Annotated in this window: 11 protein-coding genes; 9 read left to right on the forward strand and 2 right to left on the reverse strand. The window is 73.5% G+C overall.

Going from position 1 to position 12,030, the window contains the following annotated elements; translation table 11 throughout:
* The first annotated feature begins 44 nt into the window (after positions 1 to 44).
* Together ACZ6ZI_RS09155 and ACZ6ZI_RS09160 are read left to right on the forward strand one after the other, a co-directional pair.
* Entirely contained in the window at positions 45 to 917 is an 873-nt protein-coding gene (locus ACZ6ZI_RS09155) for a GIY-YIG nuclease family protein (protein WP_469518115.1), read from the forward strand.
* A gap of 92 nt (positions 918 to 1,009) precedes the next feature.
* Positions 1,010 to 1,663, forward strand: coding sequence for an Eco29kI family restriction endonuclease (locus ACZ6ZI_RS09160; protein ID WP_469518116.1), 654 nt, complete (start codon positions 1,010 to 1,012; stop codon positions 1,661 to 1,663).
* A gap of 414 nt (positions 1,664 to 2,077) precedes the next feature.
* On the opposite strand, the gene ACZ6ZI_RS09165 is transcribed toward ACZ6ZI_RS09160, so the two are convergent.
* A complete protein-coding gene (locus tag ACZ6ZI_RS09165) occupies positions 2,078 to 2,479 on the reverse strand; it encodes a hypothetical protein (RefSeq protein ID WP_469518119.1) in 402 nt (133 codons plus the stop codon).
* 185 nt (positions 2,480 to 2,664) lie between these two features.
* On the opposite strand from ACZ6ZI_RS09165, the gene sigJ reads away from it, so the two are divergent.
* Positions 2,665 to 3,615 carry an RNA polymerase sigma factor SigJ gene (sigJ, locus tag ACZ6ZI_RS09170; RefSeq protein WP_469518121.1) on the forward strand — a complete coding sequence of 317 codons (951 nt, stop codon included), beginning with the start codon at positions 2,665 to 2,667 and terminating at the stop codon, positions 3,613 to 3,615.
* A gap of 101 nt (positions 3,616 to 3,716) precedes the next feature.
* Here the strand turns inward: sigJ and ACZ6ZI_RS09175 are convergent, their stop codons facing one another.
* Complete coding sequence (locus ACZ6ZI_RS09175) at positions 3,717 to 4,595, reverse strand: NAD(P)-dependent oxidoreductase (protein WP_469518123.1); 879 nt, start codon at positions 4,593 to 4,595, stop codon at positions 3,717 to 3,719.
* 142 nt (positions 4,596 to 4,737) lie between these two features.
* Here ACZ6ZI_RS09175 and ACZ6ZI_RS09180 point away from each other — a divergent pair, with 142 nt between their 5' ends.
* From ACZ6ZI_RS09180 to ACZ6ZI_RS09205, 6 genes are all read left to right on the forward strand, one after another.
* Positions 4,738 to 5,322: a TetR/AcrR family transcriptional regulator gene (locus ACZ6ZI_RS09180; protein ID WP_469518125.1), complete on the forward strand. Its 585-nt coding sequence runs from the start codon at positions 4,738 to 4,740 to the stop codon at positions 5,320 to 5,322.
* A 36-nt stretch (positions 5,323 to 5,358) separates the two neighbouring features.
* A complete protein-coding gene (locus tag ACZ6ZI_RS09185; RefSeq protein WP_469518127.1) occupies positions 5,359 to 5,817 on the forward strand; it encodes a DUF5990 family protein in 459 nt (152 codons plus the stop codon).
* A gap of 119 nt (positions 5,818 to 5,936) precedes the next feature.
* The gene (locus tag ACZ6ZI_RS09190; protein WP_469518129.1) at positions 5,937 to 7,604 is read left to right on the forward strand and encodes a sensor histidine kinase; all 1,668 of its coding nucleotides are present in this window, start codon (positions 5,937 to 5,939) and stop codon (positions 7,602 to 7,604) included.
* Complete coding sequence (locus ACZ6ZI_RS09195; RefSeq protein ID WP_363053685.1) at positions 7,601 to 8,284, forward strand: response regulator transcription factor; 684 nt, start codon at positions 7,601 to 7,603, stop codon at positions 8,282 to 8,284. Before ACZ6ZI_RS09190 ends, ACZ6ZI_RS09195 begins: the two co-directional genes overlap by 4 nt.
* A 185-nt stretch (positions 8,285 to 8,469) precedes the next feature.
* On the forward strand, positions 8,470 to 9,279 hold the full coding sequence (locus ACZ6ZI_RS09200; protein ID WP_469518131.1) for an ABC transporter ATP-binding protein: 810 nt from the start codon (positions 8,470 to 8,472) through the stop codon (positions 9,277 to 9,279).
* An 88-nt stretch (positions 9,280 to 9,367) separates the two neighbouring features.
* On the forward strand, positions 9,368 to 11,992 hold the full coding sequence (locus tag ACZ6ZI_RS09205; RefSeq protein WP_469518133.1) for an ABC transporter permease: 2,625 nt from the start codon (positions 9,368 to 9,370) through the stop codon (positions 11,990 to 11,992).
* Positions 11,993 to 12,030 lie beyond the last annotated feature (38 nt).

Below are 12,030 nucleotides of genomic sequence, written 5' to 3' on the forward strand. Positions count from 1 at the left end.
CTCGATTGGCTCGCCTGAAAGTGAGCAAGACCATAGTCTTCGCGGTGATCAAGACCGTAGAAGGGGCGGGGAGAATGACACCGGCAGCAGCCATGCCCAACGGCCGGGGCGCCTACCACGACGACTTCCGACTGAGTATCACCAAAGCCCTTGGCGATCAGCTGTCCGAAGCACTGTCCCACCTGGGGCGGGCCCCACTAGCCGAAGAAACCCTCGTGCTGCTCGATGAGCGGCCCGGCGTGTACCAGCTCTACCTCGACGGTGACTTCGTCTACGTCGGCAAGGCCGACAAGACCCTCCCCGGTCGGCTACGCAACCACCTGCGCAAACTCTCGGGCCGACGCAATCTCGACTTGATGAACGTCGCCTTCTCCTGTCTGTATGTCGCAGAGGACTTCTCCGCGCTCGCACCAGAGCAGCTCCTCATCAGTCACCACAAGGGGCAGGGCGGCATCCCTTGGAACAACAACGGCTTCGGCAACAAGGACCCCGGTCGCCAGCGCGACAGCACGATCCTGAAGAAGAACCACTTCGACGTCGTGTATCCGATCGACTTGGACAGGCCCGTCGAAGGGATTCGGCCCGGCGACACCACGCTGCACGCTCTCCTCAAAGCGCTCAAGGGCGGGCTTCCCTACAACTTCCGGTACTCCGAGCCGCCGCGCTCGAAACTAGAAGTGCTAAGTGTGCCGCCCGCTGGCCTCACCGCCGACGAGGCGTTCCTCTTGGTGTCGGCGGCACTCCCCAAGGAATGGCAGATCACCGCGCTCATGGGCTACGTGATCATGTACGCGGACTCTCCCAACGAGTACAAGAGCGCTTGGCGGTACTACCGATCCGGTGACGCGATCGAAGCCGTACCCGAGGCGTCCCTCGAGGAGATGACCGCCGAGGACACGTTCGACGTCGAGTGGTGACGTCTCAAGCTCCGCAGCGAACGCGATCACGCCCTCTTGGGCCCGCCGCCGCGCGGCCGATCCGACAACATCTTCAACACGAACAGGAAGCCATGTCGGCCGAATACACGCCCTCCGAGTTCGACCCCTTGTCAACCATGCAGATCGCGAACACCATCTGCGAGACCCTTGAACGCCAGCCACTTGTGTCCATGGCCCATGAGATCGCGAAATTCGAGGGTTCCGGTCTGTACGCGATCTACTACAGGGGGGAGAGTGTGGAACTCTACCTCCCTCTCAAGAGTCTCCAGATCCCCGTTTACGTAGGGCAGGGCGCTAGCAACAGCGCCACTGGAGCGAGAGTCCGGCAAAAGTACCCCCTCCATAACCGCCTGCGAAAGCACCGGATCTCGATCTCCCAAGGCGGTCTCCCCCTCTCGGAGTTCTGTTTTCGGGCCCTGCTGTTGCCGGACGTGCACGCGGACCTGGGTGAAAACGGGCTCCGCGTCGGCTATCAGCCAGTCTGGAACAGCAAGCTCACGGGGTTCGGTAGCAATGAACAGGGACCCTCCACCCGCCAAAGCAAGAAGAGCATGTGGGACACCGTGCACGACGGGCGGGACCGCACACACGGTGGAGTCGTCCACGACGCCGCAGAACTCATCGACGAGGCCGAGGCCCACATAGAGTGGCAAGTCAGAAGCTACGACACGCTCCCCTGGCAGCATCCGGACACCGAGACGCTCCTCGACTTCCACCCATCCTGAGGTCGGCGTACGTGCCCGAGCCCTCGGCGGGTCTGCGCGTGACTTCGCTCCTGCGGATGCCCGAAGGCCTGGCCATCCGGCCGGCCTGTGGACACGGTTCGTGGCCGCCGCCGGTCCTGCGGCCCGAACACGGTCGCCATCAGCCACCCCTGCGACCTGTACGACAACGAAGGGCATGCACGCTCAGGCTGCGGGGAGCGGGAGCCTCAGGCGGATCAGGGGACCCTCACGGGTCGGATCGTCCAGGACGACGGCAACGGCGTTCGGTCGGCGATCCGTGGTGGCGGTGACGGCCTCGTTTTCGTCGAAGTGCGGGGGTGTGCCGCCTCGTCCACCGGAAATCTCTTCAGGTTCGCCGCGCTCGGGAGTAGGCCCAGGTCGGTGGCCCGGGCCTGCCGCGTGGTGCGGGGGTCGTTACGGTCGGGCGGCGGTGCGGCGGGCGGAGAGCATGCGGAGCAGTGCCGTCACGCTCAGGCCGAACATCAGGACGCCCAGGGGGACATGGAGCGACGACACGTGCGCGACGCCCAGGACCACCTGTGCCGAAGCGAGGGCGAGGAAGCCGGTCGCGTACAGGATGGGGCGGGGTGAGCCGCCGCCCGGGCGCCAGGCCAGGACCGCGGCGACGACGTACAGCATCGAGGCGCCGTACATCACCTTCGATCCGGCGTCGTGCAGCGCGTAGCCGTGGGACGAGGAGAGCAGCATTCCGGCGGTGACCGCCTGGAAAAAGAGGGCCAACGTCTGCAGGGCCATGGCAACCTGCGGAAACGTGACTCTGCCCGGTACTGCCGTCGTCGTCGTGTGTGTGGCCATGACGCGGTCCCCTCTTCTGCCTCGCGGCGGCGGATCGTGGTGTCTCGGTGGTACGACGACGCGGCTCCTCGAAATGTGAGGTGGGCCGGCGGACCTGACCTTTCGGGGTGCCGTTTCGTCGAGGTGGTCGAGGTACCGAAGTGGCGGGCGCGAGCGAACGAGAAGCACAGGGAGCGATCACGACCATGAGCACCCCATCCGAGCCGGAGCTGAGCGCCGTCGTCGACGAACGGCGCCGGCTGATCAACCTCGCCTACCGGCTGCTCGGTTCACTGGCCGAGGCCGAGGACGCCGTGCAGGAGACGTACACGCGCTGGTACGCGATGTCGCGCCGGCAGCAGGAGGCCATCGAGTCCCCCGGCGCCTGGCTGACGACGGTGGCGGGCCGCGTCTGCCTGGACATGCTCGGCTCGGCCCGGGCCCGGCGGGAGCGGTACGTCGGCGCGTGGATACCCGAGCCGCTGCCCGACCGTACGGAGTGGTCCGTCGGAGCGGCGGGCGGCGGCGGGGCCGAGCCGGCCGACCCCGCCGACCGGGTCACCCTGGACGAGTCGGTGCACATGGCCTTCCTCGTCGTACTGGAGTCGATGACCCCGGCCGAACGCGTGGCGTTCGTCCTGCACGACGTCTTCCGCTACCCCTTCGCCGAGATCGCGGGGATCGTCGGCCGGACGCCGGCGGCCTGCCGGCAGCTGGCGTCGTCGGCCCGTCGGCGCATCGGCGCCGCGCGGACGCCGGCGGCCGCGACGGCCGGGCAGGCCGGGCTGGTGCGGGACTTCAAGGAGGCGTGGGAGGCCAAGGACATCAAGGCCCTCGTCGGCCTCCTCGACCCCGGCGCCACGATGACCGCCGACGGCGGCGGCATGGTCGGCACCGTCCTGCGGCCGGTCGAGGGCGCCGAGCAGATCGCCCAGTACCTGATCCACATCGCCGACAAGGTGCCCGGGATGGCGCTCCTGGAGCGTACGGTCAACGGCCGGCCCGGCCTGGTCGCCCAGCGCGCGGGCCGCACCGTCACCGTGGCGGCGTTCGACCTCGCCGGCGACCGCATCGCCCGCATCTGGGCGGTCCGCAATCCGGAGAAGCTCCGGGCCTGGACCGAGGAGGAGGACGAGGGCGAGGGCGAACGGGGCTGAGCGGGCGGTCTCGACGCCGTGTGTGTCCTTCGTACCGGTATCTCGGCGCCCGCGGCGAGCGGTTGACGTGATCAGGGGGCGGGAGGGCGGTGGCCCGGACCCTACGCGGGCTTCGTCATGAGCTCCACGACGGAGGAGAAGCTGTCCGCGGCGTGGCCGGCCTCCATGCCCCGGCGGAAGAGGTCGACGACCGCGGCCGGGAGGGTGGTGTCGACGCCCGCGTCGGCGTGGGTGTGCAGGACGTGCTCGACGCTGGCCGTGCCCATGGCCAGCCGGTCCACGTCGCCGGTGTGGACGCCCGCGTCGATGCGCTCCGCGTAGAAGGTGAGGAACCCGGGGAGGGAGTTCGCCGTGTCGACGGCGTGCTCCAGGATGTCGCCGGCGGTCAGGCCGTTGGCGCGGGCGAGGGCGGTCGCCTGCCAGTAGCTCAGCATCGAGGTCCAGAACATGGTCATGCCGATCTGGTAGAAGAGCGCGGCCAGTCCCGGGTCCTCCCCCTTGTGGTCCGCCCGGCCCGTGACGACCTCCAGCGCCGCCCGGTGGGCGTCGAACGCCTCGCGGGGGCCGCTGTAGAAGGTGGACGACTCGGCCTTGCCGATGCCGGAGGGCGGGACGGTGACCCCGCCGGTCAGCTGGACGGCGCCCCGTTCGGCGGCCCAGCGGGCGGCCTTGCGGGCCTCCTCGGGGGTGTCGGAGCTGAGGTTGACGAGGACCTTGCCGGTGAGCCGGGTGGTGGCGGGCTCCAGTACGTCGTACATCGCCGCGTAGTCCGTGAGGCTCAGGATCACGAGTTCGTTCGCGTCCAGGGCCTCGGCGACGGTCGGCGCGAGGTGGGCGCCGCGGGCCACCAGGTCGGCGGCGCGGGCCGCGGTGCGGTTCCAGACGGTGACCTCGTAGCCGCGGTCCAGGAACACCTCGACCATCGCGCGGCCCATGGGGCCGAGGCCGATGACGGTGACGGACTGACGGGTGCTGCTCATGACTGATCCCCCATGTGTGGTCGCCGACGTGGTCGCCGGCTCGGATGCCTGGACTAGAACGAGCGCTCTATCCAGCGGCTGGACAGAAGGTAGCACAGTTCTAGAACGAGCGCTCTACTCAATTGCCGGGTACGGTGAGCCCATGCAGAACACCACCCGCGACCGGATCGTCGTCGCCGCCGCGCGCCTGCTCCAGCGCCAGGGATACGTCGGTACGGGCATCAAGCAGATCGCCAACGAGGCCCAGGCGACGCTCGGTTCCGTCTACCACTTCTTCCCCGGCGGCAAGGAGACCGTCGCCGTGGCGGCGATCGCGCACAGCAGCGCGGAGTTCGCCGCGCTGCTGCGGGGGGCGCTGGCCGGCGAGGAGGATCCCGCCGAGGCCGTGCTGGCCTGCTCCCGCCAACTCGCCGAGGAGCTGCGCCGATCGGGCTGGATCGACGGCTGCCCCGTCACGGCGGCGGCCCTGGAGACGCTCGGCACCGACTCGGAGATCCAGCGGGCCTGCGCCGACGCCCTGCGCGACTGGACCGCCCTGGTCCACGACAAGCTCCTGACGGCCGGCTTCGACGCGGCGACCGCCCGGGAGGTCGCCGGCACGGTCATCAGCACCCTGGAGGGCGCCGAGGTCACCGCCCAGGTCAACCGCAGCGAGGAGCCCCTGCACGCGGCGGGCCGGCAACTGGCCCGCCTCGTGAGGTCGTACGAGCTCCGGCCGGCGGGCTGACGGACCGCCCGGCGTGGTACGGGTGAGGATGGGCGCATGCGGATTCGGATCGAAGCGAACGACCTCCCCGGCCGGGCCTGCGCCGCGCGCCCCGGCTTCCCCGGCTACGGCAACATCCACGTCGCGGTCCAACGGCGCACTCCCCCGGGCGAACTCCTGGACCCGCGGCCCGCGGACGCCGACGCGGCGACGTGGACGCTGGAGTGCACGGCGACGCCGACCGACGCGGGCCTCGACCTGAGGGGCCCCTGCGTCCAGGGCCGCCCGGCCGGCCGGTTCATCTACCTGACCTGGGGCGACGTGGACGAGGCCGGGAACTTCGCGATGTTCCGCCGCGCCAAGCTGATGCTCGACGCCATCGACCCGGACACCGTCGCGGCCGCGACGCGCTCCGGCACCCTCCTCGCCCGCCTGGGCCTCACCGACGCCCAGGGCCTCCCCCTGTGCGCCGCCGTCCGCCCGCCACTCGTCACCTGGTCCGCCCCACCCGCCTGAGCGCCCGCCCATCCGGGCGGTCCGGGACGGTTCGGGGGCGGGCCTCTGCCTTTCGGGAGAGGTGGGGTTCGGTCCGTGGGGGCATGTTCCGGGGCGGGTGGGCGTCGATACTGGGCAGCGTGCCGGTCGTCAGCGTTTTGCGTCGTTTCGCCCCCGGTCGCGCGGTCGCGGAGACGATCGGCGTGGCCCTCGCCGGGCTGGGGGTGTACGTGGCGCTCGGGCTGCTCCACTGCCTGGAGCGTCCGCGGGCGCAGCTCGCGCTGCTCGTCGCCGGGGTCGGGTTGTTCGCGCTGCGGCGCCGGCTGCCGGCCGCCGCCGTGCTGCCGGTGCTGGCCGCGCTGGCCGGGGTCGCGCCCGTCCTCGGGCCCGTCACGGCCGGCGCGGCGTACGTGGTGGCCCGCCGGTCGGTCCGGGCCCGGTTGCTCGCGGGCTCCGGCGCCGCGCTCGTGGCGGCGGCCACGGCGGCCGGGAGCGGGTTCGGGCCCGGTTCCCCGGCGTACGGGCTGGCCCTCGGCCTGGTGCTCGCGCCGACCGCCGTGATCGTGCCCGGCCTCGTCGGCACGGCCCGGGGGCAGCAGGAACGGCTGGTACGGGCGCTGCGCGAGCGCGGTGACGCCGCGGAACGGGCCCGCAGGCTGGCGGACAGCGAGGCCCGCACCCACGAGCGTTCCCGGATCGCCGCCGAGATGCACGACCTGGTGGGGCACCGGCTGAGCCTCGTCTCGTTGCACGCCGGCGGGCTGGAACTGGCGCTGGAGCGGGCCGCGCCCGAACTGCGCGAGGAGGCGGTGCTGGTACGCCGCACCACCCGGGACGCCATGCGCGAGCTGCGCCAGGCCCTCGGGGTGCTCGGCCCGCTCGGCCGGGACACGGGACCGCACGCGCTCACCGACGCGACGGGCACCCGCGCCGACGTCGAGGCGCTGGTGGCGGAGTCCCGCGACGGGGGGATCGCCGTACGGCTCGACTGGACCGGGCCGGACCTCGACGCCCGGCCCGCGCCCGTGCGCCGGGCGGTGCACCGCGTCGTGCGGGAGGCCCTGACCAACGTGCACCGGTACGCCGCCGAGGCACACGTCGCCGTGTCCGTGGAACACGACGCGCGGCGGGTACGGGTCACCGTGCGCAACGGCGCCCCGGCGGGGCCCGCGTCCGCCGGGGAGGGCCTGGGCACCGGGCGCGGGCTGGCCGGGCTGCGGGAACGGGTGGAGCTGCTCGGCGGGACGCTGGAGGCCGGCGCGCTGCCGTCGGGCGGGTTCCGGGTGGTGGCGTCCGTACCGGCGGAACCGGACGAGGACCCGGCACCGGGCGAGGACCCGGCACCGGGGGAGGACCCGGATCCGGCGGCCCCGCGAGGGGCCGTGGCCGGGACGGGGGACGGTACGGGGGACGGCGCGGCCGAGCGTCGTACCGCCGGGGCACTGCTCGTCTGTGGGCTGCTCACGCTGTGCGTGCTGATGGTCCTCGGGGTCGCCTTCGTCTTCGCGGTACGGCCGACCGGTCCCTCGGGTCCGGCTCCGCTGCCGCGCGTCGGCATGACGTACCAGGAGGTGGCGGCGACGGGCGTCCTGGACAACAAGGCCGTGCGGGCCGCCGCCACCGGGCACGAACCGCCGCGCCCGGCCGGCACGGCCGGCTGCGTGTACCCCTTCAACGGGGCCACCGAGTCGGGCCCGGACGGGCTGGTCGTCGCCCGCTACTGCTTCGACGCCGCGCAGCGGCTGATCGCCATCGACCGCTTTCCCGTGCCGTCGGTCCGGGACACCACGCCCTGGGAGACCCCGTGACCGAGCCGAACCGTCCGATCCGCGTCCTGCTCGCCGACGACGAGGCGATGATCCGGGCCGGGGTCCGCCTGATCCTGCGGCACGCCGGCGACATCGACGTCGTCGCCGAGGCCGCCGACGGCCGGCAGGCCGTCGACCTGGCCGCCGCCCACCACCCCGACGTGGCGCTGGTCGACATCCGCATGCCGGTCCTCGACGGGTTGGCCGCGATCGCGCCGCTGCTCGCGCTCGATCCCGCGCCGCGCGTGGTGATGCTCACGACCTTCGGCGACGAGGACAACGTCCTGCGGGCGCTGCGGGAGGGAGCCACCGGCTTCCTGCTGAAGGACGAGGGCCCGCAGGAGCTGATCAGCGCGGTACGGGCCGCCGCCGGCGGGGACGCCGTGCTGTCCCCGGGCGTCACCGCCTCGGTGATCGGCCGGATGCTGGACGGCGGCGGCGCCGGTCCGGGTCCCGCCGAGCGCGCGCTCGGGGACGAGCGGATCGCCCGCCTCACCGCACGGGAGCGGGAGGTCCTCGCGATGCTCGGCGAGGGCCTGTCGAACCAGGACGTCGCCGACCGGCTGGGCATCGGGATCGGCACGGTGAAGACGCACGTGGGCGCGATCCTGGAGAAGACGGGGTCGACGAGCCGGGTCCAGGCGGCGCTCCTCGCCCACCGGTCGGGCCTGGCCTCCTGACACCGAGGACGGGGGGGCGGCGGACCGGGGGCGGCCCGGTCGCGGCCTCTGTCCAAAGGCGGGGAGCGCCCCGCCGGCCCGGCCTTTCGGCAGAGGCCGGCTCCAGCCCGCAGGCCGATGTCCGCGCAGGTCAGGGCGGTGACGATGGGAGAGTCCCCCCTCCTCGCACCGCTCGGAGCATCCCCGTGTCGCAGTTCTCCCCGTACCCCGGCGCCGCCCAGGCGGCGCGTCCCGTCGCCGAACCCGCCGCCCGCGCCACGGGCCTGACGAAGGTCTACGGGAAGGGCGGGACGCGCGTCACGGCCCTGGACGGGGTGAGCGTCGACTTCGCCCGGGGCCGGTTCACCGCCGTCATGGGCCCCTCGGGCTCCGGGAAGTCCACGCTGATGCACTGTCTGGCCGGACTGGACACGGTGTCGTCCGGTTCCGCGCGCATCGGCGACACCGAGCTGTCCTCGCTGAACGAGCGGCAACTGACCGCCCTGCGCCGGGACAAGGTGGGCTTCGTCTTCCAGGGCTTCAACCTGCTGCCCACCCTCACGGCCCTGGAGAACATCACCCTGCCCCTGCGGATCGCCGGGCGGGCGCCCGACCCGGACTGGCTGGAGACCGTCGTCGCCACCGTCGGGCTCGGCGACCGACTGGGGCACCGTCCCGCCGAGCTGTCCGGCGGGCAGCAGCAACGGATCGCGGTGGCCCGCGCGCTGCTCTCCCGGCCCGAGATCGTCTTCGCCGACGAGCCGACCGGGAACCTCGACTCGCGCTCCGGGGCCGAGATCCTCGGCTTCCTGCGCGACTCCGTACGGGAGTTGGGGCAGACGGTGGTGATGGTCACGCACGATCCGGTGGCCGCCGCGCACGCGGACCGGGTGGTGTTCCTCGCCGACGGCCGGCTCGTCGACGAGCTGCGCGAGCCGACCGCGGGCGCCGTGCTCGACCGGATGCTCCGGTTCGAGGCCGAGGCCGAGGGCGCGGGCCCCGGCCCCGGCCACTGAGCCCCGCCCGCCGAGTCGCCCGCCGAGCCCGGCTCCCGAGCCCGGCCACCCCGTGCCCCTCCACGCCTCCTCCTCCCGAAAGCTCCCCATGCTGCGAACAGCCCTGCGCAACCTCCTCGCGCACAAGGCCCGTCTGGCCATGACCGTGCTCGCGGTCTGTCTCGGTGTCGCGTTCGTCTGCGGCGCCCTCGTCTTCGCGGACTCCTCCGCCGCGGCCCACCGGGCCGCGACCTCCAAGGACTTCGCGGACATCGCCGTGTCCGTGGGCCCGAAGAGCTCCCCGGCCGAATCCGTCGAGGAGCGGGGCGCGACCGCCCTCGACGACGCGCTCGTACGGAAGCTGGCCGCCCTGCCCGGCGTCGCCTCCGTACGCCCGAACGCCGACGGCTCGGCCACCCTGGCCGACGCGGACGGCGCTCCGCTGCGGGCCGGGAACGCCCGCTCGAACCTGGCCGGCGCCTACGTACCGGGCGCGGACGGCGCGGACGGCCGCCACCCGCTGGTCGCCGGCCGCGCCCCCGCCGGCCCGGACGAGATCGTCGTGGACGAGGGCACGGCCGCGGCGGGCCGGCTCTCGCTCGGCGACACGGTCCGGCTGGCCACGGACGGGCCGGTCATGAGCAAACGGCTCGTCGGCCTCGTCCGGTCCTCGGACAGCCGGGTGACCGCCGGCGGGACCCTCGTCCTGTTCGACCGGGCCACCGCTCAGGGGCTGTTCGCCTCCCCGGGCCGCTACACCGGAATCGACCTGGCGGCCACGCCCGGCACCCCGGCGCAGGAACTGTCCGCGCGGGTCTCGGCCGCCCTGCCGGCAGACCGCGCCGAAGCCGTCACCGGCGCCGCGCTCGCGGCCCAACAGGCCGTCCTCGTGGACACGTTGACCCGGGGCTACACCAAACTGCCGCTGCTCTTCGCCGGGGTGTCCCTCTTCATCGGGTCGTTCCTGATCGTCAACACCTTCACCGTGCTGGTGACCCGCCGCACCCGTGAGATCGCCCTGCTGCGGGCGATCGGCGCCTCCCGCCGGCAGGTGTCCGGCGCCGTCCTCGTCGAGGCGGCCCTCCTCGGCCTGGTCGCGTCGGCGGCCGGGTTCCTCCTCGGGCTCGGCGTGGCCGCCGCCCTGCCGGGCCTGCTGAGCACCGACCGGGACGCGCTGCCGAACGGCCCGCTGGTGATCGGACCGCTGCCCGTCGTCGCCGCGCTCGCCGTCGGGGTCGGAGTGACCGTGCTCGCCGCGTGGCTGCCCGCGCGCAGGGCCGCGAAGGTCGCGCCCGTCGAGGCGATGCGCTCGGCCGAACAGCCGCCCTCGACCGGCCGGCAGCGGGTGCGGGGGGCCGTGGGCCTGGCCCTGCTCGCCCTCGCCGCCGCCCTGCTGGTGTCACTGTCCGGGGCGAAGGACGCCTCGACGGACAACCTTCAGGACGCGATGGTCGCCTGCGGGCTCCTGATCGCCGCGCTGATCGTGCTGGCGCCGCTGCTCGCCCGACCGGTGATCCGGCTGACGGGCGCCCTGGCCGACCGGGTCACGGGCCGGGCGGCGGGACGGCCCACGGGCCGGGCGGCGGGCCGCTCCGGGCTCGTCGGGCACCTGGCGCGCGAGAACGCGTTGCGCGACCCGCGGCGTACGGCGGCCACCGCCTCCGCCCTGATGATCAGCACGGCGCTGGTGGCCGGGCTCGCCGTCATCGGGGAGTCCACCGGGCGGGCCCTGGACCGGCAGGCCGCCGCCGGGCTCGCCGCCGACTGGGTGATCGGCACCCGCACCCCCACCCACGGCATCGACGCGGACGCCGTGCGCCGGGTGGCCGCCGTCCCCGGGGTGCGCACGGCCACGGCCGTCGCGGACTCCACGCTCGTCACCGGCGGCATGGTCCGCCGGCTGTCCGGGGTCGACCCGGCCGTCGTGGACCGGGTCATGCGGCTGGACTTCGTCGGCGGCTCCGCCGAGGGCCTCGGCCCGGGGCGGATCGCGGTGTCCCGCAGCCTCGCCCGGGAGAACCACCTCGCGGCGGGCGACCGGCTCGCCGCGCGCATGGGCCGCGACCAGGAGCCGCGTCCGTACACCGTCGTCGGCGTCTACGAGGACAACCCGACGGCGGGCGACGCGCTCGGCGACCGCTCCGAGGTGCGGCGCAGCGCCTTCCGGCCCGATTCCGCGCAGCGGGTCCTCGTACGCGCCGACGGCGGGGCCGCGGGCGCGGCGACGTCGGACGCGACGGCGAAGCGGCTGCGGGCGGCGGTGGGCGACAACCCGCTGCTGAAGGTGCAGGACCGGGCGTCGTTGGTCCGGGAGGCGGCGGGCAGCGTCGGCGACCTGCTGGCCCTGATGTACGGGCTGCTCGCGCTGGGCGTCGCGGTCGGCGCGCTCGGCATCGTGAACACGCTGGCCATGTCGGTGGCGGAACGGACCCGGGAGATCGGCGTACTGCGCGCGCTCGGCATGGACCGCGCCGGCGTGCGGCGGATGATCCGGTCGGAGGCCGTGCTCGTCGCCGCCTTCGGCACGCTGTTGGGCCTGGTGGGCGGTGTGTTCAGCGCCTGGGCGGTCGGTTCGCTGGCCAACGGGGCGATGAAGGGGTACGCGCTCGTGCTGCCCTGGGGGACCCTCGCCCTGGTCTGCCTGCTGTCGCTCGCGGTGGGCGCGGTCGCGGCGTTCGTCCCCGCGCGGCGGGCGGCGGCGCTGGATCCGCTGCGGGCGGTGGCGGACGCGTAGCGCGGCCGCGCGGGGCTCGGCGCCCGCCTCGGGCGAGG

Source organism: Streptomyces sp. NPDC103540, assembly GCF_055584445.1.

Coding starts and splice junctions, on each gene's coding strand:
- ACZ6ZI_RS09180 (WP_469518125.1), top strand. CDS start 4,738: ATGCAGAACACCACCCGCGACCGGATCGTCGTCGCCGCCGCGCGCCTG.
- ACZ6ZI_RS09175 (WP_469518123.1), bottom strand. CDS start 4,595: ATGAGCAGCACCCGTCAGTCCGTCACCGTCATCGGCCTCGGCCCCATG.
- ACZ6ZI_RS09160 (WP_469518116.1), top strand. CDS start 1,010: ATGTCGGCCGAATACACGCCCTCCGAGTTCGACCCCTTGTCAACCATG.
- sigJ (WP_469518121.1), top strand. CDS start 2,665: ATGAGCACCCCATCCGAGCCGGAGCTGAGCGCCGTCGTCGACGAACGG.
- ACZ6ZI_RS09205 (WP_469518133.1), top strand. CDS start 9,368: ATGCTGCGAACAGCCCTGCGCAACCTCCTCGCGCACAAGGCCCGTCTG.
- ACZ6ZI_RS09165 (WP_469518119.1), bottom strand. CDS start 2,479: ATGGCCACACACACGACGACGACGGCAGTACCGGGCAGAGTCACGTTT.
- ACZ6ZI_RS09185 (WP_469518127.1), top strand. CDS start 5,359: ATGCGGATTCGGATCGAAGCGAACGACCTCCCCGGCCGGGCCTGCGCC.